Source organism: Staphylococcus arlettae (genome assembly GCF_025560845.1).
Taxonomy (GTDB): Bacteria; Bacillota; Bacilli; order Staphylococcales; family Staphylococcaceae; genus Staphylococcus; species Staphylococcus arlettae.
This window is the reverse complement of record NZ_CP094803.1, coordinates 2,622,758-2,649,228: the sequence shown is the minus strand read 5'-3', so window position 1 is coordinate 2,649,228 and position 26,471 is coordinate 2,622,758. Positions and strand designations below refer to the sequence as shown.

Sequence of the window (26,471 nt, the reverse complement as noted above, 5' to 3'; positions counted from 1 at the left end):
ATTAACTACTCCATCTTTCACTAAAATTTTTGACTTATACACAAAAATAACACATGTGAATAACTATAATCACAGGGTGTTAATAATTATCCACAAGTTAATAACAATCAGTGGATAACTTAGATTAATTTCATTGTTATACACAGCATTTTTCGGTAAATCTACTAAATGCAACCCTTTATGTATCAACAATTAGCTGACTTATCCACATAATTATACGTTTTAACAGGTTAAGATGTCAAATGACTGTGAATATGTTTGTAAATCTGCGAATGGGTTGTGTATATAGATAATATTATCCACAATTTTGAACAAATAAACTGTGTATAAGTGGATAAGTTGCGAAGTTTTTAATTATAACAGAAAAAAGGCATTTTGGGGAGTTGGGAAATAATTTATATGAATTGTATGGAAAATGTATAATGATGTTCGTCTTTTGAATTGCTAGTAAAATCGGAGGCATATTGTTCGGATTTGGCGCCAATTACATAATAAGAAAGTCAAATAAATTTCATATTTCTTCACTATATGAGTAAATTGGTGCTTGCTTTATAAATTAGAATTTGTTATATTTTAGTAGTTGCTTGAATTATGACTAGAAAATAATTGAGTTAAATCAAGACTTATTAGCAGAAACGTATACTAAAATTTATCTATATAATCGTTTAGATAACTGAATAAAGATGGAGGTGTTTTTGCATGGTAAAACGTACTTATCAACCAAATAAACGTAAACATAGTAAAGTTCATGGTTTCAGAAAACGCATGAGCACTAGCAATGGCCGCAAAGTTCTAGCGCGTCGTCGTCGTAAAGGCCGTAAAGTTTTATCTGCATAAGATCACTGACTCATCAGTGGTCTTTTTTTTGGTTTTAAATCACTTTTTGGAGACGTAAAGTTAATTGTAATGTTAAACAATCTTAATGATTTGAAGCTGATAGCAATACACATTAAAATTAACCATTATATAGAAGAAATACGTCTGGATGAGGAAATGGATAACAGATAGGCGAGTGATATGACGTGGAGAAACAGTACCGCATTAAAAAAAATAAAGATTTTCAATTTGTTTATAAAAAAGGTAAATCAGTGGCAAACAGACAGTTTGTTGTTTATACCAAACCGAATAAAACATTAACGCATTTTAGATTAGGGATAAGCGTATCTAAGAAAATTGGTAATGCCGTCGTTAGAAATCGAATTAAGCGTGGCGTTAGAGAAACGTTTAAAGTACATAAAGACGATATTATAGCAACAGAAATTATTGTTATCGCGAGGCAACCTGCCAAAGATATGTCAGCACTGCAAATTCAAGCAAGTTTGGAACACGTCTTAAAAATTGCGAAAGTATTCAATAAGCGTATTCGATAGGGTAGGGGAAGGTAATATTTAGACGTACGTTAGCCTTACCTCAGACAAACGGAAGACTGAATTGTGAAAAATGTAATTCATGATATTAGCTTTTTCAGTCCAAAGTCTTTACAATATTATAATGATAATTTAGTTACAAGGAGGCGAGATGGATGATGGAATTAGACACGATTACGAGTATATCAACCCCAATGGGGGAGGGTGCGATTGGCATTGTACGACTATCAGGTGCACAAGCTGTAGACATAGCGGATACCTTATATAAAGGTAAACGTCTTTTAGCTGAAGTCCAATCACATACAATTAATTATGGTCATATCATTGATCCAGAAACAAATGAAGTAGTAGAAGAAGTTATGATTTCTGTATTACGTGCACCTAAGACATTTACACGTGAAGATATTGTTGAAATTAACTGTCACGGTGGTATTTTAACCATAAACCGTGTCTTAGAATTGACGATGACACACGGCGCACGTATGGCAGAACCTGGCGAATTTACGAAACGTGCATTTTTAAATGGACGTATTGATTTGTCCCAAGCAGAAGCAGTTATGGACTTTATACGTTCTAAAACTGATCGCGCTTCGAAAGTTGCGATGAATCAAATTGAAGGTCGCTTAAGTGATATGATCAAACGACAGCGTCAATCCATACTCGAAATCCTTGCACAAGTAGAAGTAAATATTGATTACCCGGAATATGATGATGTAGAAGATGCTACAACTGAATTTTTATTAAAACAGTCAACAGACATTAAGGCTGAAATTAATAAATTACTGGATACAGGTACACAAGGTAAAATTATGCGTGAAGGTCTATCCACAGTAATAGTAGGTAAACCAAATGTTGGTAAGTCATCGATGTTAAATAATTTAATTCAAGATAATAAAGCTATTGTCACGGAAGTTGCGGGTACGACACGTGATACTTTAGAAGAGTACGTCAATGTCAGAGGAGTACCATTACGTCTAGTGGATACTGCAGGTATTAGAGATACCGAAGACATCGTGGAGCGTATTGGTGTTGAACGTTCTCGTAAAGCATTGAGCGAAGCGGATTTAGTATTATTCGTCTTAAACTATAACGAAGCTTTAACTGAAGAAGATAGAAAGCTTTATGAAGTAATTAAAAATGAAGATGCGGTTGTCATCGTGAATAAGATGGACTTGGAACAACATTTAGATTTAAGCGAAGTTCAAGCTATGATTGGTGATATGCCACTGATTCAAACATCAATGTTAAAACAAGAAGGTATTGATCAGTTGGAAATCCAAATTAGAGATTTATTCTTTGGTGGCGACGTACAAAACCAAGATATGACGTATGTATCTAACTCACGACATATCTCACTGTTAAAGCAGGCTAGAAATGCCATTCAAGATGCAATAGATGCAGCAGAGTCTGGTGTGCCAATGGATATGGTACAGATTGATTTAACACGCACATGGGAAATTTTAGGTGAAATTATCGGAGAATCCGCTAGTGATGAACTTATAGATCAACTATTTAGTCAGTTCTGTTTAGGAAAATAAAAGGAGGAAATAATTATGGCTCAAAAATATGATGTCATTGTAATCGGAGCCGGACATGCTGGAATTGAAGCTGGTTTAGCTTCTGCAAGACGTGGTGCTAAAACGTTAATGTTAACAATTAACTTGGATAATATTGCATTTATGCCTTGTAATCCATCTGTAGGTGGTCCTGCGAAAGGGATTGTAGTTCGTGAAATAGATGCTTTAGGTGGTCAAATGGCTAAAGCAATCGATAAAACACACATTCAAATGCGTATGTTAAATACAGGTAAAGGACCTGCAGTAAGAGCGTTAAGAGCACAAGCAGATAAAGTATTGTATCAACAAGAAATGAAACGTGTTTTAGAAGAAGAAGATAACTTAGACGTTATGCAAGGCATGGTCGATGAATTAATTATCGAAGACGACGTAATTAAGGGTGTACGTACGAATATTCAATCGGAATATTATGCAGAAGCAGTTATTGTTACGACAGGTACATTTTTACGTGGCGAAATCATTTTAGGAAACATGAAATATTCAAGTGGTCCAAACCATCAATTACCATCTGTCACACTTGCAGATAATTTAAGAGGTCTTGGCTTTGACGTTGTGAGATTCAAAACAGGAACACCACCACGTGTTAACGCTAAAACTATAGATTATGACAAAACAGAAATCCAACCCGGTGATGACGTTGGCAGAGCGTTCAGTTTCGAAACTACAGAATATATTTTAGATCAACTTCCATGTTGGTTAACATATACTAATGAATCCACGCATAAAGTTATCGATGACAACTTACATTTATCAGCGATGTACTCAGGTATGATTAAAGGTACAGGTCCAAGATATTGTCCATCTATTGAAGATAAATTCGTACGTTTTAACGATAAACCACGCCATCAATTATTCTTAGAACCAGAAGGACGCAATACCAATGAAGTTTACGTGCAAGGCTTATCTACAAGCTTACCAGAACACGTACAACGTCAAATGTTAGAAACAATTCCTGGTTTAGAAAAAGCAGATATGATGCGTGCGGGTTATGCGATTGAATATGATGCGATTGTGCCAACACAGTTATGGCCGACATTAGAAACTAAAAAAATTAAAAACCTATATACTGCAGGTCAAATCAACGGTACTTCAGGTTATGAAGAAGCGGCTGGTCAAGGTATTATGGCTGGTATTAACGCTGCAGGACGTGTCTTAGGTAAAGAGGAAACAATTTTAAGCCGTTCAGATGCCTACATCGGTGTATTAATTGATGACCTTGTAACTAAAGGTACTAATGAACCTTACCGTCTATTAACATCACGTGCTGAATATCGTTTGTTGTTACGTCACGATAACGCGGACTTACGTCTTACAGATTTAGGTCATGAATTAGGTATGGTGTCAGAAGAACGCTATGCACGATTTAATGAAAAACGTGATTTAATCAAAGCAGAACAAGAGCGTTTAGCTAATATTCGTATTAAACCACATCAACGTGTGCAAGACATTATCGAAGCACAAGGTGGTTCTATTCTTAAAGATGGTATTCTCGCAATAGAGTTACTACGTCGTCCTGAAATGACATATGATATTATCTTAGACATTTTGGAAGAAAGTCACAAATTACCTGAAGATGTATCAGAACAAGTGGAAATTCAAACGAAATATGAAGGTTATATCAATAAATCATTACAACAAGTTGAAAAAGTAAAACGTATGGAAGAAAAGAAAATACCTGAGGATCTAGATTATACTAAGGTAGACAGTCTTGCTACAGAAGCACGTGAAAAATTAATTGAAGTTAAGCCTTTAAATATTGCGCAAGCTTCACGTATTTCTGGTGTTAATCCAGCAGATATTTCCATCTTGTTAGTATATTTAGAGCAAGGGAAAATCCAAAAGGTGGAGCAATAATATGAGTGTGACATGGTTAACTGAGCAGCTAAGTGAACATGGCATTACCTTAACAGCTAAGCAACAACAACAATTTCAAACGTATTATGATATGCTAGTGTCTTGGAATGACAAAATGAATTTAACAAGTATTACTGAAGAACATGATGTGTATTTAAAGCATTTCTATGACTCCATAGCACCAAGTTTTTATGCAGACTTTCAACAAGATTATAGTATTTGTGATGTCGGTGCAGGTGCAGGTTTTCCAAGTATTCCATTAAAAATTATCTATCCAGAATTACAAGTAACAATTGTCGATTCATTGAATAAACGTATTCAGTTTTTAAATCAATTAGCTGATAATTTAGGATTGGAAAACGTAAGCTTTGTTCACGACCGTGCGGAAACGTTTGGCAAGGGAGACTACAGGGAGTCATATGACATTGTGACGGCACGTGCCGTTGCGCGTTTATCTGTCCTTAGTGAACTATGTATACCACTAGTGAAAAAAGGCGGTCGATTTATCGCTTTAAAATCGGCTAAAGGTGATGAAGAATTAGAAGACGCTAAATTTGGCATCGGTGTATTTGGTGGAAAATTAGAACAGCTAATTTCTTATGAATTGCCCGAAGAAGCGGGCGAACGCCAAATGATGATTATTGAAAAGCGTAGCTTAACACCGAAAAAATATCCAAGAAAACCAGGGACACCAAATAAAGCACCGTTACTTGAAAAGTAAAAACAGACAATTAATTTAGAGGGAGCGCATGAATCATGAAAAAACCTTTTTCTAAATTATTTGGTTTAAAGAATAAAGACGACATCATTGGTTATATCGAAGAAGATTATAATAATAGCGTAGAATCAATCCACGTGGAGCGTATCGTACCTAACCGTTATCAACCAAGACAAGTATTTGAGCCAAATAAGATAAAAGAACTTGCAGAATCAATAGAAGAGCACGGGTTACTTCAACCAATCGTAGTACGTCCAATCGAAGAAGATATGTTTGAAATTATTGCAGGTGAGCGTCGTTTTAGAGCGCTCCAATCATTGCAACAAACGCATGCAGATGTGATTATTCGTGCATTGGATGATGAAGAAACAGCAGTAGTAGCACTTATCGAAAATATCCAACGTGAAAACTTATCGGTGATTGAAGAAGCGGAAGCCTATAAAAAATTGTTAGATATTGGTGATACTACGCAAAGTGAACTTGCAAAAAGTGTAGGAAAAAGCCAAAGCTTTGTTGCTAATAAATTACGTTTATTAAAATTGGCTCCTCAAGTAATTGTACGCTTACGTGAAGGCAAAATTACAGAACGCCATGCGCGTGCTATGCTAAGTTTATCAGAGGCTGAACAAGAAGAATTGGTTGAAATAGTTATTGCTCAACAACTTAATGTCAAACAGACAGAAGCACGTGTGAAACAGCAAATGGGCCCTGAAAAAGTTAAAGCTCAAACTTTCCAATTTGCTAAAGATTTAACACAGGCACGTGAAGAAGTTGGGAAAAGTATCGAAGCCATTGAGCAAACAGGAATCCACGTGGAACAAAAAACAAAAGATCATGACGATTATTACGAAATAAAAATTAAACTTTATAAAAGGTAACGGTTAAAAGAGTATGGAGGATAAACACTCCTCGCTCAAAATAAGAGGTTGGGACGAATCGATCTGAACTGCACCCAGTCAAGTAGACAAGTAAATAATTAAAAAATTGGTTAGTCTCGTTTTATGCGAGATTAGCCATTTTTAATGTAATTCTTTCATTATTAAAAAACTTTATATATTTATTTATAACTTGAAATGCTTCTTCTATACTTTCGAATTTAAACCGTTTAGAACCTCTATAAATCTCAGATTTAATAATTCCCCAAACACCTTCCATAGGACCATTATCAATACACTTTCCAACACGAGACATACTTTGTATCATCTTATGGTGATTTAACTTATTTTTAAATAATCGGGAAGTATACTGAAAACCACGATCGCTATGAAATATAATACCTTCGGTACTAGTTACAGTCTTGACTGCCTTATCAAATGTTTTAAATACGAGTTGATTGTTATTTGAATTTCCCAAATAATGACTTACGATTTTACCTGTTCCCAAATCATATATTGCACTAAGATATATTTTACTTCCATTTTCAAGTTGGAACTCAGTTACATCTGTTAGCCATTTTTTATTAGCCTCTCTTTCTTGAAACTCACGATTTAATTCGTTTTCGGCTATCGTTTGAGGAGTACAAGGCTTATAGCGCTTGCGTTTACGGCGGATAACTGCTTTTAAATTTAGTTGATTCATTAACCGATAAACACGTTTATGATTTACTTTTTTATGCAAATATAGGCGAATATAAATATAAATTCGTCTATATCCATAAATGCCTTTATATTTTTCATAAATGTGTTTGATTTCTTTTATTAATATTTTATTTTCAAATTCTTTTTGTGTGGGCTTTCGATGTAACCATTTATAATAACTTGCGCGTGAAATATTTAAAGTTTGGCATAAATGTTTAATTGGAAATTCATTTCTTAGCGCTTCAATCGTTTCATATGCTGCGATTTTTTTGCTTGTTGATTTATCATCTCTCTTTCTATTTCTTGATATTTTTTTAAGACTTTATTTTCCATTTCTAATATTTTATTTCGATCTTTTAGTTCTTGGATTTCAGCTTCTCTCTGTTCTTCTGGTGTTAATATAGATTTAGGTTTGCCTTTGCCTCTACCGTCTTGGAGGCCATCACGGCCATGTGATTTATACTTTTGTACCCATTGGTACAACTGACCGTAACTAACATCATATTTTTTAGCACAATCTTTATAACTAATTTCATTATCTAAATAGTATTCTACAATTATAAGACGTTCTTTGAATGTTGTTGTTTTACCTTTCATCGTATACACCTCTTGTTTTGGAGAATAATTGGTATTCTCTTTTCTTCCAGTATAACGATTTACCCATTTGCGTACAGTTTCATGGGCAGGAATATTATATTTAATGGCCAATTTTTTATAAGATATATCATTATCCAAATATTCCTGAACTACATTCATTTTAAATTGAAATGAATACTTATTATTTTGTGAGTTACGTATTAAAGAATATAAGCCGTTTGTTAAATACCTATTGTACATATAACGGAGATATTCTGGAGATAGATTAACATCAACTATTTCTACAATGCTTTCGAAACTCATACCATTTTCATAATTATTAAAAACTGATTGTAATAAATCTAAGTCAATTAATTTTCTAGACATAAAAATACTCCCTTCAAAGTTTTCATTTTTTTAATGTCTACTTTGAAGGGAGCATATCAATCGTGTCCAACCTCTTATTTTATATTTGGCTGTTTTTATACACGCTTTCCGCGGGCACTGCCTTAGCCTGTAGTTTGTGGCTAGTGCTTTTTCCTCAGGAGTCGCCCCAAATCACTGCCAATCGTATATAAAAAATTTTGTGATATATGTTAAATAGTGGTTATAATATTGAATCAATTGATAAGCGAACTGGAATTTTGATCGTGCATGCTTGCATGGGGTATGGTTCGAACATATAGTCTCTCACTCATATGATTCCCCCGGGCGTCAGCACGTTACAAAATCGGTACAACATGTATTTAGTTATTCAAAAACAATGTCGATTCGTATAATTGATCAATGAACTTGTTAACGATAAAATCATACTTGTATGTTGGAATTGCACTACAGACAATATGGTTCACTATGTTCGTTATCCAATAACCTTTCATGTACAATGCCAAAGCAGACAACGGATTATTTTCTGGGAAATAATGTTAATGGTTTTGTGGTTAAATGCATTGAACTATTCAAGTCATGACCTTTGAGGTGTTGTACCAATTCGTTTGTTACATAACATAGCAGGATGCATATTTTTAACTACTGTTGCAATTTCAATAAATTATCATTGGTTATCTTAGGTTTTATATAATATTAAAATATAATTTACATAGAATATATCAACTTAATATAGGATTAATTTAATGTTGCTAGAATGGTGATGTGAGACCTAATACGATTTCTTGGAGGAGAATATAGATGATACAGAAAAAGCACCAATCGACTGCATTACGTGCTGCAACGAGTTTTGTTTTATTATTTAGTCTTATTATTAGCCCTGAAACATCAACAGCAAATGCGTCAGCAAACACAGAACCCAATGCTACATCGCAGCAACAAAGCAATAATAAAATCAAATTATTAGATAGTAAACCTGAGGTTGCGGACATACCAAAACATAATAAACCAAACCGTATTATTACTAATATTAATGGTAATCCACAATCAGAAATGGGATTTAGTTGGTATACATCAGATAAATTTGAAGATGCTAAAGTATGGGTATCAGAATCGAAAAACTTTAAAGATGCTAAAACAGTTGATGCCAAAGCTAAAAAAGTAAATTCTAAATATCTTGAAAGAGATAAACATGGTAACATCATTTTCAAAGATATTGCCAAAAATGATGAAGGCGAACCAATTAAAAATAAAGACGGCAAAGAAAAGGTTAACGGCTATTATACTGATAAGCATGCTAGTGGTCCGGAATGGTTGAGTGGCGATAAACATGGTAAAACAGATTTAATAAGCGAACCGGAATATACATATAAAGCACAAGCCAAGGACTTAAAACCGAATACAAAATACTACTATAAAGTAGGTAGCGAGTCGGGTAAACAAAGTCAAATCGGACAATTTAAAACTGCAGGAGATAAAGGTGATCCATTTAGCTTCGTGCAATATACAGATACACAAAATGCCTTTTGGAATGAAAATGTAAGAAATGAAGCAATGTTTGGAGCAGACACATTAAAAAATGCGATTAAGACTGCTGGCGAGCCTAGTTTTGCACTGCACACAGGAGATTTTGTAGAAACAGCAGAAGTTGAAGATGAATGGAAAGATTTATATAAACAATCACGTCCATCGTTTATGTCATTGCCAGTAGTTGCTACAGCAGGTAACCATGATGAATATGCATTAAGCGAAGAGGATGAAAAATTATTAACTAAATTCAATGAGCATGTAAACGTACCGAAAGAAAATGATGCTATCAATGGAGGATCTTATTATTCATTTGATTATAACGGTGCGCACATGGTAGTTGCCAACACAAATGACAACAAGAAATCAAAAGATAATCCAGATGAAAAAGCAATTGGTAAGGAACAAATGGAATGGATTAAGAAAGATATCAAAAAAGCAAGAGAGAATGGAGCAAACTGGGTAGTGTTAAACTTACACAAACCAATGTACTCTAAATCATATCACGCATTATCAGATGAAGATGTGAAAAAGATTAGAGCAGAATTAACAAAACAAATAGATGACTTAGATATTGATTTAGTGTTACAAGGTCATGACCACGTCTTATCACGTACACATCCGCTAGAACATACATCGACTAAGAATAGCTTTGTTAACGCGAAAAAAGAAGATACTAAACAAGTAGTTGGTGAAGACAACGTGCCTTATTATGATAATCCGAAAGGCTCAGTTTATGTATTACCAAATACAGGTGGTACGAAAGAATATGACAGTATTTATGATCGTTCACTAGAACATATTAAAAAGGTAAGACCAGAACTAAGTTGGTTAACTGAAAAAGATTTAGAACACTATAATAGTTTATTCAAAGTAGGTAAACAGCCACAAGAATCAGAAGCCTTTAATGATAGTCACTCAAATAATCGTGATTCATCTGCTCAAAACTTCTCTGTTTATGAAGTAGAAGATAATACATTAAAAGTTAAAATATATCAATTGAGTGGTGACATTAGTAAAGGTGAGCAACGGAATATTGAATTAGTAGATGAATTTGGTATTCAAAAAGACGATAAATAATTAAACCAAATGAGGCTAGGACAAATTAACTATGTCCCAGCCTCTGATTGGTTTCTTTGGAAAAAGAGGTGTGATATAAAATGAAACAGACAATTAAAGGTGTCATACTGATCACACTAACTGGCATGTTGTTGGCGAGCTGTAGTAATGACAAGCAAGCAACTGAACAATCAACCGATAAAGTTGCCCATTCACAATCCACGCAACAAGATAAAAAAGCTAATGATTCCGTTAGTGATGAAGATAAACAAGCAATAAAAAAACAACTATTAACATGGCTCTCTGAACATGAAAAGGACAACGGAAAAGCCGTATCTAACCGTTATTTTGGTAGTGGTAGCATGTCAGACGGTGATTGGTATGCAGGAACTGAAGACGGTGAGATTCAAGTGAGTAATAGAGGTGAACCAGGGCCTAAAGCGTTTGATGTGCATACTGTGACTGGAGCAGTAACGTATACTTCTAACGAAGGTACAACAGGCAAAGATCCAGCTGCTAACAACTTATCCAATATCGAAGGCTATAACACAGTAGCAGACACCGACAAACCAATAACAAAATATCTATTTGCAGATAATGGTAAAGTCTATGAATATCAGTTTACGGGTGCTGAAGATATCACATTATCATCAGGCTTTGCCCCTAAAGACCATACCGATAAAGATCCGAACTTAAGCCCGAATCAAATGTTCAAAGTGAGTGAAAATAAAGCACTTAACAACTATTACAAAAAGTTATTAACTAAATATAACAATGAATAGATAAAGCGATAGCGCTAAAATAAAGGTATAAAACCTTAGTTTTAGCGCTATTTTTAAGATTCACGTGAAACATCATTTTTAATGAAATTATGATTTTTATATTCTTCAGTTAGTAACTGGCCTTCATTTGAGACATAAGAAAAATGGTCATCGAACGTCGATACTGTTGTGGGAAAGAGCCAGTATAGTTTTCCTTGTTCAAATGATGCATTGTTAGTGATACATAAGTATCTACACTCAGAAATTTTCATAGTTGACGCCTCTTTTAATTCAATGTAATCGGTAGTTATTTAATAATATTATTGTGAAAGACAAAGTTTGGTTCAGCACCTAAAATAATTAAGAACATTTGAGGGTAGTCCACGTTGTGTAAGTTCAACATCATATTTTTAAATAATATAAAATTTTGTTCTGCTTTAACTTTTTCGACTTCTTGTTCATATAAAGCTAACACAGATTCTCTAATTAAAGTAGGTCTATTATTTTGGACAAGTTCAGCATCGTTGGAAAACATAAGTAATCCTAAATATTTATAATGAATACTTAATTGTCTTGTTAAACTAGCGATATATTCTAATTTTGCGTAAATATGCGGCGCTTCATTGTGCAACTGTTCTAAATTTGATTTTACTTGTTTAAGTTCATCCATTTCACTAATCATTTTACACACTCCTCTAATTCCCATGGTTTTTTAATATTAAGTGAAGCAATCATCGATTTACTTTGTAGGCGTTTCATCTTACGAATATTTGCGCGATTTTCACCATCGCTAAATAACAAATGTTCTTCTGCAGTTTGAGGTTTGATTTTTGGAACTTTAATAGGGCGTTTATTTTCATCCAAGGCAACAAAAGTAAGGAAAGCTATTGCTGCAATTTTTCGTTCTGCAGTAATCATATCTTCAGCAATGACTTTACAAAAAATTTCCATAGATTTTTCACCAGTGTATACTACGCTAGACTCTACACAAACTGAATCAGATTGTGTAATAGGATGTAAAAACTCTACTGAATCTGTGGAAGCAGTGACACATTCTTTCACACGTGCATGTCTTCTAGCTGATAACGTAGCATTGTTATCAATTTTTTTCATTAATACGCCACCAAACAATGTGTTGTAATTGTTTAAATCGTTAATTAACACTTGATCTGTACTGACAATTTTACTATCACTCGGATATTTATAATTCTCCATCAAAAAACTCCCATTTCTATAATTTTTACAAGTTAAATTATAGTTTGGGAGTCCATAAATATAAAATATCCTTTTTTTATAAGGATATAAATTTTGTGAATGCCTTTATACTTTAAGGATTCAGTAAGTAGTTTTCTTGGATATATTTAATCCAATCTTTAGTTAAAGAGTCTACGATGATATCTTTGCGCCAAATGATAGCGAGTTCCCATTTCATTGTGGCATCAGTGATTTCTATTGCTTGCAAATGCGTATCTAATAATTGCAAGATGCCTTCGGGTAGTATACAAACACCCATATTAGTTAATAACATTTCCTCTATAAAACTCCACTGTGACGTCTCGAAAATAATATTAGGATTAAAGCCGTAATTGCGACACGTTTCTTTAATTTTGTCATTTAAAAAGAAATCAGAATTAAATAAGATGAACTCTTCATCTGCCAATTCATCAATATTCACTGTTTGATGTTGGGCTAACCGATGATCTTTATGAACGACTAATTTTAATTTTTCTTCAATAAAAGAGAAGGTATTGAAATTTTTATTATTAGTAGGTAATACTGTAATACCCATGTCTAGATCTCCATAATACACATCATGTTCAATCGTTTTACTACCACTTTCAAATAATTGAAAGGTGACATTCGGGTAAGTTTCATGAAATTGGGAAATCAGATGAATGAGTCTGCGGATGTTAATAATGGCTGGAATTCCAATTTTTAAATGTCCGGTTTTTAATTCTAATAAATTGCGTAATTCATTAGGAATATTATCATACATTTTTAGCATTTCTTTGCATTGAAAGAAGAAAGCTTCACCGGCATCAGTTAAGTAAATTTGATTTTTATATCTGTTAAATAACGTAACGTCCAGCTCAGCTTCCAATAATTTTATGGTGTTACTAATCGTAGGTTGTGTAACAAATAGTTCCGTTGCGGCCTTCGTCATACTCTTTTGTTTTACAACTTCTACAAAGTATTCCATGTGTCTAAGTTCCATAAGTTCACCCTCTATCTCTATTATTATGTATCTTGATTATTTTATTATTTGTAATTAATTGAGTATAGCATAAGATAAAAAACAATAGAGATAAAGGAAAGATTTGAGATACAAGATATCCTTACCAAAGTCAATGAGTAGTAACAACTATTTCAACACAATGATGTGATTGATGACAGTTTGGACAACTTAAATAGCGTGTCTTGGGTGTATGTTTAGCCAATATCCATGGTAAAATACTTGGTTTGAATTCTGTGTGACAGTGCGGACACATATACATTATAGAGTTATAGAAGCGGTTAGTTAGTTGAATCGCACAAATAACACCTAAAAGTAAGGCTATGATTAATGGTAGATAACTTTTCATGACAATGCTCAGCGATAAACCGATAACTTGAAATAATGTACCCATAGCACCAGTAACAAATAATTTTTTGTATAACTTCTGGGTATTTTTATTGTTGGCCAAAATAGTTTCAATGACATTTATTTTAGGTAATGGAGAAGTTGAAGATTCCGTAATCATACTTTTTACTTGTTTCATATGCTTAATTTTTTGCTGAGTTTTCGCTATTTTTTGTTCATCCTGTATGATTTTTTGCTCTAGTAGTAAATAAATAGTTTTCATATCATGATTATTAATTAATAATGTTTTAATATCTTTTAAACTAAAGCCCATATCTTTTAGTGTGAGTATCATTTTTAATCGTTCAACTTCATTATCAGTATAAATTCTGTAATTATTATCTTGGATATAGGCCGGTTTAAGTAGGTCTTTTTTATCATAATATTGTAATGTCCGAGTTGATATAGAACAAAGTTTCGCTAATTCACCTGTTAAATATTGTGTCATTTGTTCACCTCCATACTCTTGTTATAAACTATTACGTTAAGTCAGGGTCAATGTTATTCCACAATTTGTAGCAGTAAAGTTTAGAAATAAAGATTAAACCAGTAGTATTAGACGGTAGGTAGAATTACCGCTAACAGCAACCTTTAGTTATTTGATAGATTCGTCACAATAACATCTCTGAGAAATTGGGCGCCACCTGTAACAAATCGCTCATAGTAAGCAGTGAAAGATGCATTATGAATATAGAGCTCTGCTAACCCTATATGAGCTTCTGTAGAATAGCTTGGCCAAGTATATAGCAACCATTGTTTGTGTGTTGCTACAAGTTCTTGGGCTATTGTAGATGATGGATCGCCATTTTGACATGCTTGTTGTAATAATTGGCCTATACGTTGTTCTAAATTTTTAAAATCATCATACTGTGCTTTAGACATATTTTTAAACTTCTTGTTACTGTTGTCGATAACCTCATCACCATATTTGTTTCTAATTTCGTCTCCATAATTTTGTTCATTTTGTGAAATTACATGTTCTTTAAAACCTTCGAATTTTTCTTGATCAGACATTGTAGTCACTCCTTTTTTAGTTGCTATTGTTTTTTCAATCGTTGTTAACATAGTGTCGAGACGGTTACGTTTGCGCAACAATTTGTCATAGTGTTCCTCTAAAGCTATCGTTTGGTCAAATGAAGGCTGGTTGATAATAGTACTAATATCCTTTAAGGGGACCTCTAATTCACGGTAAAAGATGATTTGTTGTAGTAAATCTACTTCGTGTTGTGTATAAACTCTATAACCAGAATCGTTAATATCATGTGGTTTCAACAAGCCAATTTCATCATAATAACGTAGCGTTCTCGTACTGACTCCTGATAGATTTGCCAAATTACTAATGGTATATTCCATTTTGTTTCACCTCCACAATGCCTACTATAATGCTTGACGTTACGTGAACCTCAAGTAAAAATCATAATAATTTTAAAATATCAGTAAATCCTTGTCATACAAAGTGAATAATAGCTATTTATCGTTTATTATGTAGCAACTCTTAACGTTATTAAATTAATAATTTAAATTTTAAAAATATTTCGATTAAATATATAATTTGTTTATAAAATATGGTAATTTAAATATATATTAAATAAATTAAAACATATTTGGTAGTAATTTTATGATCAAGCATTAGTTTTATAAAAAATTATATAAATGGAGTGCATAGTATGGAGCGATTTAAGTCTTTTATGAATAAGTATAAATGGTTTGTGATTGGTGGTGTAGTAGCACTAATTATAATAATTGTTGTAGCGACATTACTCGTAAAAAATCATAAGATTGATGTAGAGGATGACGTAAAAGTTAGTTTTAATGGTTATAATAAGACAGGGACAGCCGAAATTACAGATGATTCTTATGAAAAAATCATGAACAAACTTCAAGTAAAAGCGTTGAAACAAGCAGGTTTTAAAAATAAAGAAGTATTAAATATGATTGAAAATAACGAAACTGATGACTTAGATGAAGATGATTTTAATTATGAAGAGCAACAACAAGCGAGAACAGCTGGGAAAATTTTGGAACATGTTAACTTAGACATACATAATGGGGAAGAATTAAAAAATAAAGATAAAGTTACTGTGAAATTGACTATCGACAAAGGTATTTCGAAAGACTATAAGTTAAAAGTAAAAGAATTTACTAAAAGCTTTAAAGCACATGGTTTGAAAGAACCAGAAAATATTGAAGCAAAAGATTTATTTACAGCATTAAAACCTAAATTTACAGGTGTAAATGGTGCAGGTTCACTGAATTTAATTAGTAAAGATTTGCCTAAATCATTACAAGAATTATCAATATCTAACTATGATTTTACAGTAGCTAATAATGGAAATTTAAGTAATGGTGATGAAGTAAAACTTAAAATACCACAAAGCCTTATTGATGATATCAATGAGAGTGGATCGAGCACATTTTCTGGTAAGTCCACTCAAAATATTAAAGTTAAAGGGCTTAAAAATATTAGTAATTTAGATAATATTAATGAGTTAATCGATAAAAATAATACATTAATTGATAAAGAGTATGAAAGTGATGAATATACTAAATACAACACTGAAAATTTAGGTAATTATTATAAAATACAAGCAGATACAGCGGATGAATATTCATTTGGTGAGGAAGAAGAGGAAAGTAGTGAAAAGGTGTCTCCAGTATCTGAAGTTGAACCTACGTATGTGTCATTAATTACGGCCGTTAAGGTTACTAAAACAGGAAAGTATTCTGACCCAGATGTCTCTTACACTTACCAAGGTTATAATAACTATCAGTTAGAAGATAATAGATTGGTAAAAGATGATATGACTGATAAAATGTCGATGACGAGTTCAAAAGATAAGCAGGATGAATTAAACAACGATCTTAAATCAGATGGTTTCAAAGAAATTAAATAAGTTTGTTGTCCCCTAATTTTGTAGGCAGTTTTGTGCACGCTTTCCGCGGGCACTGCCTCAGCCTGTGGTCTTCGGCTAGTGCTATTCCCGCAGGAGTCGGCCCAAGCACTGCCAATCTATAGAAAAACTTTTAGGAGAACTAATATTTAAGGTCTGTTTTCTGATAATAAAAAAAGAGGCTACAGACAAAGTTTGCGACTTTGTAGGCAGTTTTGTGCACGCTTTCCGCGGGTACTGCCTCAGCCTGTGGTCTTCGGCGAGTACTATTCCCGCAGGAGTCGGCCCAAGCACTGCCAATATAACTGAGACTGTGACGAATCAATTTTGTCACAGTCTTTTTTAAGGAGTTAAGTATCTCAAATAAAGTGGTTTTTAGATTGTAAATTAGAAACTAAAGGACAGTGTTAGCTTAATCTCATGTCCTTGGGTCATTTCAAAGAATGCCTAGTATTATAGTTAGTCACAGTCACGAAAATAATATTATTTTAAATATATTTGCTTTAATTTTGAATAATAAAGTTATGGTTTCTCTATTTGGTGGTATAACAATGACTAATAGCAATTTTAGCCAATTTTTATTAACGGAGGGATTACTTGAAACAATTTGCTGTGACATATGATAATACGCTACTTATATTGTCGAAAGAGCAAGGAAAATATCGGATAGAAGCTAATTTTGAAGGTGCTAATCCATTGGCAGTTGCGCAAGATCCAATGGACCATAATATTTTATATTGTGGTACTTTTGATAGAGGCTTATGGAAGAGCTCAGACTTAGGTGCGTCTTGGAAACCGATAGGTACACGTTTTAAACATCATGATGCATTTGCTGAAAATGATATTCATATGACACATATTACTACATTAGCAGCATTTAATTTAACAGGCGGTCAAAGTATCTTACTCGTTGGTACAGAACCGAGTGCCTTGTTTGCGTCTTATGATCAAGGTGAGTCATTTGAATTAGTTACAGATTTTAATGATATTCCTGGCAAAGCACAATGGTTTTTCCCACCTAGACCACATACACATCATGTGAAGTGGTTAACGAGTAACATCAAAGAATCACAAAATATTTACGGCACAATTGAAGCTGGTGGTATGGTTTATTCTACAGATTATGGTAAAACTTGGTCTGCGCCTAATAATACAGAAGCACCCGTAGATATTCATGTTTTACGCGTACATCCTAAGTATCCTAATCAATTATACGGTGTATGTGGAGATGCCTTTTTAGAAGGTGGACGCAGTACATTTGTCTATAGTGAAGATTATGGTGCAACATGGTCAGATTTTAATGTAGGTATCGAACATAAGTATGGTTTCGGCTTGGCGGTAAATTCGGAAAAGGATTATAATTTTGTAATTGCGACGTCTAACTCACCTTATAATGCGCACCATTATGGTGAGGATACTTTTTCTACTCTATATTATGTAGATGATAGTGACCAATGGACTGAAGTAACAGCTGGTTTGCCGGAACGAGAAGGTACTTTAGTGTCTGCAGTGTCTGAAAGTATGGGTGTTTTTTATGTAGCGAATAACAAAGGTATTTTCTATTCTGAAGACGGAGGGCAACAATGGTCCTCGCTTAATATAAGTTGGCCGGAAGAGCTGACGCAACAACATGCCCACCAAATCATCCGGCTAGATTATTAAGTTGATGTTTATAAATGAAAAAGCGCCAAGTACAGTTATTGTGTACTTGGCGCTTTTAATATATTACTAGCTTTTCAATAATGTGAAAACATTGTTATGCAACTAGGACAGCGATTAAGAAATATCATATATAATACCAAAAGACTACGACATTGAGTAGAAAAAGAATAAGCGCTGGTAGTGCTTTAGTAAATGGAAAGTCTTTGTTAAAGATTAAAGATAATGCTGCTACAAACATAGTACAGCCCAATAAAATACTCCCAAAAAGGGCACTGGGAACGAAAAATATTCCAATTAGTAGCGCTAGGCCACCTACAAATTCAAAAATACCAGTAATTTGATTAAAAATCTTTGGGTAGCCAAGTCGTTCAAACTCCTGGCTCATAGTACCAGACAATATTTTGACCCCTGTCATGAGGAAAAAGATCCCAACTACGATTTGTAAAATAATTATAATAATATGCATAAAACCCACTCCTTTCTGTTTAATACGAGAACCACAGGCTTTGTGGAAAGTGATACGTGTTATTCATCTCCATTATATGCCTAATGCGTGATTAAACAAAACGAAGCAAACTATTATATTGAATATTAAAACAAAAGATGAAATAATTATTAGACTATATTTAATAATTTGGCAATCAAATTTGAAGTGTTTTAAGTATTATTGTTACTACATAAATATTAGATAAGTAAAATTAAAATTCATATTATGAAAAATGTATTGCTAAAGAGAAATCATTTACCTGGCATAAAAATGTTTTAAAACAGATGTTAAAAACATTTAATCCCACTATTCGCTATCAATTCAAACTGTGTTCTAGAATTAATATATTTTAAGAAATTCTATTTCAGCTGTGTTGATTAGTTCATAATCAATACGGCTTTTGTAGTTATTTTGATTTTATACAGTTAATGACCATAGTCTTAAGGAGGGAGCGTATGAAAACTATAACCAAAATTTTCAGAATAATGAGTCAGATAGTATTAATCATGGGCGTTACATATCTTGGCAACATCATACAAAAAGCCTTCCATCTTCCTATGGCTAGTAGTATTGTCGGTCTCATCATTTTCTTTTTACTATTAAAATTTAAAGTGATACCTGAAAAATGGATAGATAAGGGAGCTAATTTTCTTTTAACGACAATGATATTTTTCTTTATACCTGCAGTAGTTGGGTTAATGGATGTTGTCACAGTTATTGATATGCATTTTATCCTGTTCTTTGTTTTAGTTATTGTTAGTACATTTGTTGTAGCTATTATTTCAGGTTATGTCGCAGAAGGGATGCTATCAAAGTCTAATAAAAGAGGTGGACATGATTAAATGGAAGTATTAAAAGCTATTTTCATGATTTTGTTGACCGTTATTGTGTATATCATTTCTAGAAAAATACAAATCAAATATAAAAATCCTATACTCAATCCTGCGTTGATATCAGCTATCTTTATCATCGCTGTCCTTGTGCTGTTAAGATTGGATTACTCTGACTATATGGCAGGGGGCAAATGGATAAACTATATGTTGAATTGCACAGTAGTGGCCCTTGCTTTGCCATTATATAAGTACTGGGAAACTATAAAAAGACATGCCAAAGTAATCTTTACTAGTGTATTTGTATCAACGCTTATTAATTTTTTTCTTATTTATTTAACGTTAAAAGTTTTTGGCTATTCAAAAGAAATTATAGTTACATTATTACCTAAATCTATAACAGCAGCTGTAGGTTTACAAGTTACACATCAACTCGGTGGTATTGATGCAATAGCAGTAATGTTTATCACTTTTACTGGAATAATCGGAAGTATGTTTGGAGAATACTTTATTAATATATTTAAGTTTAAAAATTCTATTGCTCGAGGACTATTCTATGGCAACTCAGCACATGGTTTTGGTACAGCAAAAGCTTTTGAATTTGATATAGAAGATGGTACGTTTAGTTCTATAGGAATGATACTTACTGCGGTTTTAAGTTCAATTATAATTCCGATATTGGTCTTAATATTGTATTGATGTAAGTCTATGCTAGAAATTCTTGTTCACATCAAAAATCCCCTCACTACTCGCAATAGTGAGGGGATTGGTGTATCTATGCTAGTTCCTTGTTAAATAAATTATAACATCTTGATAGGTTATAAGGTAAAATTACAATTTAATAACTTTATAGTATTTAAGAAATATATTTGTTACTCTTTACATGATGTGATGGATATGAAAACGATTTCCTATGATTATGGAAGCTTCGTCCGTTTTGTTGTTTTCTGGAGCTTAAACTGCTGCATCTTTGATTATTTTTTCTACTGCAATTAGAAGCATATACAGATCACTTACAAGTTTTATCTGATGCCGAAAGATAATATTAATACTTAATTATCCAACTCCTCAACTTCACAGAAAAGGGTTTTGTGTTAATAAAGATAAAATAAAAGTTATAGGAAGGTGAACATTATTAATTATCCCAAGTCGATACGTCGCTCTGTTTATTTATGGTATTTCGCAATAATTGCTGCTACGTTTGAATTAGTTTTAGTATTAATGCAATTTATGCTTGAAAATAGTGAAGAAACGGTAGGGAGCATTGTTATTAATATTATTCTCAGATTATTACTTTTTATCATTTTAATCTTAATTATTCGTCAATTACTTTATGCAAAAAATTGGGCAAGAATTGTTTTGACGATTTTGTTAGGTGTTTTTGGCATATTATCAATGATTGTCTCTCCAATACAGTGGATGCTTAATAACAATGTATTATCATTTTTTGAAAATATAAATTTATTTACATTGTTGTTTACAATTAGCAGAATACTTCATATCATATTTGTTGTTAGCGCTATTATTTTCATGTATTCACGTGAGGCTAATGAATTTTTTAAGAAAAAGACTTAAATTCAGATTAGTGTTATTTTCACAACAATTTAAGTATCGAGAGTTTTAAAATACTTCTGCGTAACTCAATATAGCGGAAGAACATAGGATTCAAAAGATTCAGATGGTATAATATTGAGGTCGCCTATCTCTCAGGCGTCAATTGACGTAGAGGGGAGGTGCATACGTAATGACCGACATCTTTGTAACCATCATGACCACAGCAGCAAGTGGTTGCATCGTTGCTTTGTTTGCGAACTGGCTACGCAAACGCAATGATAAATAGGCGACTAGCCACACCAAAAAATCCCCTCACTACTGGCATAGTGAGGGGATTTGGTGCATACATGCACGACATCTTTGTTAATTACATTATAACACCATAGAGGATGGGAATGCAAAATTGGTATCTATGGGTGATTAAATAAGATAGAGAGTATTATAGGATTTTTAATAATAATGTTCTTTGCTGGAATGATTATAGATTATGCGAGGGTATCTTCAATAGATCAAAATTTAGAAAGACAACTGCATAATTTAAAGGAGTTTGGCGTAGAGAAAATCTTTACAGAGAAACAATCAGGCAAATCAATGAGAATTAGACCTGTATTTCAAGAAGGACTTAATTTTGTAAGAATGAGAGATCGATTCGTTGAGGAGTCAATAAATCATTTTAAGGGAACAGTCTATTTAATCTTAAAAAATGCTGATAAAGAATAAAATCCCGCCAATTAAAAATAAAAATGATGCAAGTAATGATTTTCTCATAGTTACAATAAACATAGAGATTAAAAATATAGAATAGAAAAATGATTCTACATTTTGACTGAATTTAGTTACTTCAAGTAGATTAATACTTGCTAAGACTAAAAATATAATAGAAATCACAAAAAATACTATCTCGTAGCCCTTCCATTTAACATTTTCTCTCATTCGTATTCACACCTTTAAAACTAATATTCTCTTTCACAACTATATTTACATAAAAAAATAAATACGTAAACTACAATTTAATTTTACGAAAATCTTTTATGATTTTATTGTTATATTGGTACAAAACATTGTTAAACTATGTACTAAATGTTAGAAATCGTAAATTCATTAAAAGAAGCAATCGAATCAGGGATCAATCAAGACTGGTAACTATATAGAAGTAAACATGATAAGAATGATTATCTTCATGGTGGGGCAATGCAAATAAGAGATACTCACAGTTTCTCAAATCGCATAAAATATTACTGAATTAAGATTTGTATAATTAAGCAAGAAAGAATCTGTCTCTTAAGGGCGCTGAACCCTTAGAATGAGAACTTAATAAAAACACTATGTTCTAGGCTGCTAATTCCCTATATTTTCTAGGGGATAAGTAGCCTAGTTTTTGTTGAATTCGATTATTATTATAGTTTTTAATGTAATTTTCGACAATATCTATTACAATTTGGTTAGAGTTATTGAGCTCATTGTTTATGTAGAAAGTTTCACACTTTAGCGAGGAATGGAAACTTTCTATCGGGGCGTTATCAGCTGGTGTTCCCTTTCGGGACATACTTCTGATAATGCCTTTTTCTTCGCATAATTGATAGTAAGCATAGGATGTATAAACACTGCCTTGGTCACTATGTAGTATGCAATTCTCAGGTATATCTATTTGATTCAATGTATCATTTACTAAGCTTTGACCCTGTTTGTTATCTATTTTATACGCCACAATTTCTCCGTTATAAACATCCATAATTGAAGATAAATACAACATAGAGTTACCGAAAGGTAAATAAGTAATATCAGTTGTTAATACTTCCATTGGTTGGTTAGCTTTAAACTGTCTTTGTAATAAATTATCTGTTTTATAATAAGGTTCACCAATTTTTTTAGATTTTTTAGGTCTAACTCGGCAGTTCAGATTATACTCTCGCATGATTCTCTGAACTCTTTTATGATTAATTGACGCTGAATACAATTGATTAATCAATGCTGTAATTTTGCGATAACCGTAGGTGAAATTATTTTCTTCACATAATTCAATAACCTTTTGAGTCACTTTATCTTTTTCCTTGTCCTTATGTTTCCATCTATAGTATGTCGATTGAGGTATTTCTAAAACATCGAGTATCATTTTGATTGAATACTTATGCTTGAATTGATCAACTAATTCTACAATTACTTTGGATACCACTTCCTTTCTAACTCCTTGTACTTTTTTAAAATATCTATTTCAATATCTTTTTTCTTATTATCTAACTTTAATTGTTCTACTTCTGATAATTCTTTCACGCCTTTGCCGTAAGTATATTGCTTGCCTCTTTGTTGATAAAATCTATAAGTTTCACCATTTCGATACCATCGCCACCAAGTTTTTACCTGTGTGCTATTTTTGATATTTAATGCTTCCATAATTTCTTTTACAGTATATTCAGCTTCTTTCATTTCAATCGTTTTATATTTTGTTTCTATTGAATAAGACATTATTTTCATAGAAAAAACACCTCCGTATGATTCATTTTAAATGAATTCAACGAAAGTGTTTTTATTTTATTCCCACTAATTGGGGTCAGTTCACTTACAAAAAAATGTTTCTTTTGAAGTGCCGAAGTGGAAAATACACGAACAAGACCTTATTGCTTATCCAAAACTGACAGGACAACCCGCAGCAACGATAGATCCAGAACTACAAGATTATGTATGGGCAATTGAACATAAACCAGTACCAGAAAACTTTATTAACACATTAGCTGAAACACTTGTAGATTTACACAACATACCAGAAGAAAACATTTCTGCACAGCATATAAAAATTAAAAACATACAAGAAGTAAAAGATGACTTTCAAAGAAGAATGAATAAAGTTAAAGAAACTTATGGTGTAGCAGATGACTTATGGAATAGGTGGCAACGATGGTTAGAAAATGATGAACTATGGACTCGACATGCGACCATGATTCATGGAGACTTACATCCAGGACATATCATGGTAGATGACGAAGCAAATGTTACAGGTCTCATAGACTGGACCGAAGCAATACAATCCGATCCATCAATGGATTTTATGGGACACCACCGTGTATTCGACGATGCAGGATTGGAGCAACTCATAACAGCATACGGTAAAGCTGGAGGAGAAACCTGGCCACGAATGAAGAAGCATATTATAGAACTCAATGCTGTATTTCCAATGTTTATTGCTGAATTTGCGATGGAATCAGGAGAAGCGGCATATGAAAAAATGGCATTAAAAGAGTTAGGTATGGAAAAGTAGAAATTATCAAAATATATAATTTGTGTTATTTTACATCATGGTCTATAATATTTAGTGATTAATCAATAAATATTATAGAGGTGTTTTATGAAGAATAATAATAGCGCAAAAAGAGAGCAAGAAATCTTAGAAGCTAGTTTAAAAGCATTTGCTGAAAATGGCTACTATAAGACAACTACAGCGCATGTAGCTACTATAGCTAATATTTCGCAACCATACGTGTTCAAGTTTTTTAAAACAAAAGAAGAGTTATTTATAGCTTCTTTAAATCAAGCATTTGATAGAATTATCCAAAACTTTAAAAACATTGAATCGACAAAAGAGAACATTGTAAATGATATGATTGATGTTTATGAAAACATTTCTACAACGTATCCTAATGAGGTTAGCATTCAAGTCGTTGCGCTTTCTGTAACAGAAGAAAATATACAACAAACGGTCAGAACTGGTCTGTTGAATATTAGAAGTTATGTATTAGACAGATTTAAAGCAGAGGGTGTAAGCGAACCAGAAAACGAAGTAACTACCTTTTTATCCAGAGGCATATTGTGCAACATCTCTCGATTTATCAATGCTCCAGAATTGATTGATCGTAGTATAAATTGATAACTACTTTAAGTAGTTATTTATTTTTAAATTTTATTTATTGATTAATCACTAAATAAAAAGGGTGTGTTTTATAATGAAAAAAACTCTAGTTTTAGGTGCAACTGGTGGTACAGGAGAAGCTGTTGTTTCGGAGTTATTACGCCGTAATATAGAAGTTATTGCTTTTGGACGCTCAAAAAATAAATTACAAAATTTAATGACAAAATATAATAATACAAAGCTTTCTTATGCTTTAGGGGATATATTTAACTACCAATCAATTGAAAATGCAGCTGTAGATGTTGATATTATTTTCCAATGTGCAAACGTACCTTATCAAGAAATGGAAGAAAAGTTACCTATCATAGGTAATAATGTGATGAAAGTAGCTGATAAATTATCAAAAAAAATCGTTATCGTTGATGGTATATATGTTTATGGTCATCAATCTGCTATAGGCGATGAAAATCATCCTAAATTGCCACATACGAAAAAAGGAAAAATACGTCTGCAATTTGAAAATTTAATTTTTGATAGTAACAAATGGAAAAATGCGAAACCGTTAATTGTTAGATTGCCGGATTATTTTGGACCGAGTTCCCAAAATTCATATTTACAGCCTACAATAAATGGTGTTTTAAACAATAATAATACTATCTTTATCGGTAATTTGAAGACACCTCGTGAGTATATATATTTACCAGATGCAGCTAAAATGATCGTAAATATTGCTGAAAAAGAGGATGCTTATGGTGAAAATTGGAATATACCAGGAGGAAATCCTATTTCTGGAAAAGAGATTATTCATTTAGCACGTAAAAATACTAATTATAAAAAAGCAATCATTCCATTAAATAAGACAATGATATTTTTAATGGGAATATTCAATCCTTTCATGAGAGAAATTACTGAAATAATGTATATTACAAAGGAAAGTTTTATTTTAAATGGTCAAAAATATGAAGACCGAGTTGGTCCAATTATAAAAACTGATTTTGAACAAGCATTAAATGAAACACTAAGTCATAATGGCAAAAATAAAGTATAAAAATAAGTACAAATCTTTTAGTTTGTATTTATACAAACTGCTGATAAAGTCTCCAACTTTGTTGGCAGTTTTTTTGTGCATGCTTTTCGCGGGCATTACCTTAGCCTGTAGTCTTCGGGTAGTGTTTTCCACAGGAGT

At 32.7% G+C, this 26,471-nt stretch carries 24 protein-coding genes and 3 pseudogenes; 18 read left to right on the top strand and 9 right to left on the bottom strand.

Annotation, left to right across the window (positions count from 1 at the left end):
- Positions 1 to 699: 699 nt before the first annotated feature.
- From rpmH to MUA37_RS12970, 6 genes are all read left to right on the top strand, one after another.
- Positions 700 to 837, top strand: coding sequence for a 50S ribosomal protein L34 (gene rpmH, locus MUA37_RS12995; RefSeq protein WP_002510608.1), 138 nt, complete (start codon positions 700 to 702; stop codon positions 835 to 837).
- A 185-nt stretch (positions 838 to 1,022) separates the two neighbouring features.
- Positions 1,023 to 1,370, top strand: coding sequence for a ribonuclease P protein component (gene rnpA, locus MUA37_RS12990; protein ID WP_103388665.1), 348 nt, complete (start codon positions 1,023 to 1,025; stop codon positions 1,368 to 1,370).
- Positions 1,371 to 1,525: 155 nt separating this feature from the next.
- Positions 1,526 to 2,905, top strand: a complete 1,380-nt coding sequence (mnmE, locus tag MUA37_RS12985; protein ID WP_193325444.1) for a tRNA uridine-5-carboxymethylaminomethyl(34) synthesis GTPase MnmE — start codon at positions 1,526 to 1,528, stop codon at positions 2,903 to 2,905.
- A gap of 15 nt (positions 2,906 to 2,920) precedes the next feature.
- A complete protein-coding gene (gene mnmG / locus MUA37_RS12980) occupies positions 2,921 to 4,798 on the top strand; it encodes a tRNA uridine-5-carboxymethylaminomethyl(34) synthesis enzyme MnmG (protein ID WP_103388664.1) in 1,878 nt (625 codons plus the stop codon).
- Between the two features lies 1 nt (position 4,799).
- Complete coding sequence (gene rsmG, locus MUA37_RS12975; RefSeq protein WP_103388663.1) at positions 4,800 to 5,519, top strand: 16S rRNA (guanine(527)-N(7))-methyltransferase RsmG; 720 nt, start codon at positions 4,800 to 4,802, stop codon at positions 5,517 to 5,519.
- A 35-nt stretch (positions 5,520 to 5,554) separates the two neighbouring features.
- On the top strand, positions 5,555 to 6,394 hold the full coding sequence (locus tag MUA37_RS12970) for a ParB/RepB/Spo0J family partition protein (protein WP_103388662.1): 840 nt from the start codon (positions 5,555 to 5,557) through the stop codon (positions 6,392 to 6,394).
- A gap of 121 nt (positions 6,395 to 6,515) precedes the next feature.
- Here the strand turns inward: MUA37_RS12970 and MUA37_RS12965 are convergent.
- A pseudogene (locus tag MUA37_RS12965) lies at positions 6,516 to 8,082 on the bottom strand (IS3 family transposase).
- A gap of 772 nt (positions 8,083 to 8,854) precedes the next feature.
- Here MUA37_RS12965 and MUA37_RS12960 point away from each other — a divergent pair.
- Positions 8,855 to 10,660: a purple acid phosphatase family protein gene (locus MUA37_RS12960; RefSeq protein WP_021459413.1), complete on the top strand. Its 1,806-nt coding sequence runs from the start codon at positions 8,855 to 8,857 to the stop codon at positions 10,658 to 10,660.
- An 80-nt stretch (positions 10,661 to 10,740) separates the two neighbouring features.
- A complete protein-coding gene (locus tag MUA37_RS12955; protein WP_021459412.1) occupies positions 10,741 to 11,421 on the top strand; it encodes a hypothetical protein in 681 nt (226 codons plus the stop codon).
- Between the two features lie 53 nt (positions 11,422 to 11,474).
- Here the strand turns inward: MUA37_RS12955 and MUA37_RS12950 are convergent, their stop codons facing one another.
- The 6 genes from MUA37_RS12950 to MUA37_RS12925 form a co-directional block, all read right to left on the bottom strand.
- Complete coding sequence (locus MUA37_RS12950; RefSeq protein WP_002510601.1) at positions 11,475 to 11,672, bottom strand: hypothetical protein; 198 nt, start codon at positions 11,670 to 11,672, stop codon at positions 11,475 to 11,477.
- Between the two features lie 35 nt (positions 11,673 to 11,707).
- On the bottom strand, positions 11,708 to 12,082 hold the full coding sequence (locus tag MUA37_RS12945) for a hypothetical protein (protein WP_002510600.1): 375 nt from the start codon (positions 12,080 to 12,082) through the stop codon (positions 11,708 to 11,710).
- Positions 12,079 to 12,615 carry an acyl-CoA thioesterase gene (locus MUA37_RS12940; protein ID WP_002510599.1) on the bottom strand — a complete coding sequence of 179 codons (537 nt, stop codon included), beginning with the start codon at positions 12,613 to 12,615 and terminating at the stop codon, positions 12,079 to 12,081. The genes MUA37_RS12945 and MUA37_RS12940 overlap by 4 nt, the downstream gene beginning before the upstream one ends.
- 112 nt (positions 12,616 to 12,727) lie before the next feature.
- Positions 12,728 to 13,615, bottom strand: a complete 888-nt coding sequence (cidR, locus tag MUA37_RS12935) for a cidABC operon transcriptional activator CidR (RefSeq protein WP_103388654.1) — start codon at positions 13,613 to 13,615, stop codon at positions 12,728 to 12,730.
- Between the two features lie 130 nt (positions 13,616 to 13,745).
- Positions 13,746 to 14,468: a MerR family transcriptional regulator gene (locus MUA37_RS12930; protein WP_262624700.1), complete on the bottom strand. Its 723-nt coding sequence runs from the start codon at positions 14,466 to 14,468 to the stop codon at positions 13,746 to 13,748.
- 143 nt (positions 14,469 to 14,611) lie between these two features.
- Positions 14,612 to 15,373 carry a MerR family transcriptional regulator gene (locus MUA37_RS12925; RefSeq protein WP_262624699.1) on the bottom strand — a complete coding sequence of 254 codons (762 nt, stop codon included), beginning with the start codon at positions 15,371 to 15,373 and terminating at the stop codon, positions 14,612 to 14,614.
- Between the two features lie 314 nt (positions 15,374 to 15,687).
- Between MUA37_RS12925 and MUA37_RS12920 the strand changes: the two genes are divergently transcribed.
- Positions 15,688 to 16,914 (top strand): hypothetical protein, encoded by a 1,227-nt coding sequence (locus tag MUA37_RS12920; RefSeq protein WP_262624698.1) that lies wholly within the window; start codon positions 15,688 to 15,690, stop codon positions 16,912 to 16,914.
- Between the two features lie 594 nt (positions 16,915 to 17,508).
- On the top strand, positions 17,509 to 18,573 hold the full coding sequence (locus MUA37_RS12915; RefSeq protein ID WP_262624697.1) for a WD40/YVTN/BNR-like repeat-containing protein: 1,065 nt from the start codon (positions 17,509 to 17,511) through the stop codon (positions 18,571 to 18,573).
- Positions 18,574 to 18,697: 124 nt separating this feature from the next.
- Here the strand turns inward: MUA37_RS12915 and MUA37_RS12910 are convergent, their stop codons facing one another.
- On the bottom strand, positions 18,698 to 19,039 hold the full coding sequence (locus tag MUA37_RS12910; RefSeq protein ID WP_107379997.1) for a DoxX family protein: 342 nt from the start codon (positions 19,037 to 19,039) through the stop codon (positions 18,698 to 18,700).
- 476 nt (positions 19,040 to 19,515) lie between these two features.
- Between MUA37_RS12910 and MUA37_RS12905 the strand changes: the two genes are divergently transcribed.
- From MUA37_RS12905 to MUA37_RS12885, 5 genes and pseudogenes are all read left to right on the top strand, one after another.
- On the top strand, positions 19,516 to 19,902 hold the full coding sequence (locus MUA37_RS12905; RefSeq protein ID WP_002510593.1) for a CidA/LrgA family protein: 387 nt from the start codon (positions 19,516 to 19,518) through the stop codon (positions 19,900 to 19,902).
- Positions 19,903 to 20,589, top strand: coding sequence for an LrgB family protein (locus MUA37_RS12900; protein WP_142020057.1), 687 nt, complete (start codon positions 19,903 to 19,905; stop codon positions 20,587 to 20,589). It abuts the gene before it with no gap.
- A 426-nt stretch (positions 20,590 to 21,015) separates the two neighbouring features.
- On the top strand, positions 21,016 to 21,465 hold the full coding sequence (locus tag MUA37_RS12895; protein WP_021459402.1) for a hypothetical protein: 450 nt from the start codon (positions 21,016 to 21,018) through the stop codon (positions 21,463 to 21,465).
- A gap of 169 nt (positions 21,466 to 21,634) precedes the next feature.
- Positions 21,635 to 21,730 (top strand): type I toxin-antitoxin system Fst family toxin, encoded by a 96-nt coding sequence (locus MUA37_RS12890; RefSeq protein WP_107373678.1) that lies wholly within the window; start codon positions 21,635 to 21,637, stop codon positions 21,728 to 21,730.
- Positions 21,731 to 21,918: 188 nt separating this feature from the next.
- Positions 21,919 to 22,113 (top strand): annotated as a pseudogene (locus MUA37_RS12885) (recombinase family protein); the annotation flags it as partial.
- 661 nt (positions 22,114 to 22,774) lie between these two features.
- Here the strand turns inward: MUA37_RS12885 and MUA37_RS12880 are convergent.
- A protein-coding gene (locus MUA37_RS12880) for an IS3 family transposase (RefSeq protein WP_262624696.1) occupies positions 22,775 to 23,916 on the bottom strand; the annotation gives its coding sequence in 2 pieces (ribosomal slippage) (positions 22,775 to 23,646 and positions 23,646 to 23,916; 1,143 coding nt in all).
- 85 nt (positions 23,917 to 24,001) lie between these two features.
- On the opposite strand from MUA37_RS12880, the pseudogene MUA37_RS12875 reads away from it, so the two are divergent.
- The 3 genes and pseudogenes from MUA37_RS12875 to MUA37_RS12865 all read left to right on the top strand — a co-directional run.
- Positions 24,002 to 24,697 (top strand): annotated as a pseudogene (locus tag MUA37_RS12875) (macrolide 2'-phosphotransferase); the annotation flags it as partial.
- An 87-nt stretch (positions 24,698 to 24,784) separates the two neighbouring features.
- Positions 24,785 to 25,303, top strand: a complete 519-nt coding sequence (locus tag MUA37_RS12870; RefSeq protein ID WP_193325277.1) for a TetR/AcrR family transcriptional regulator — start codon at positions 24,785 to 24,787, stop codon at positions 25,301 to 25,303.
- A gap of 76 nt (positions 25,304 to 25,379) precedes the next feature.
- Entirely contained in the window at positions 25,380 to 26,333 is a 954-nt protein-coding gene (locus tag MUA37_RS12865; protein ID WP_193325276.1) for an SDR family NAD(P)-dependent oxidoreductase, read from the top strand.
- Positions 26,334 to 26,471 lie beyond the last annotated feature (138 nt).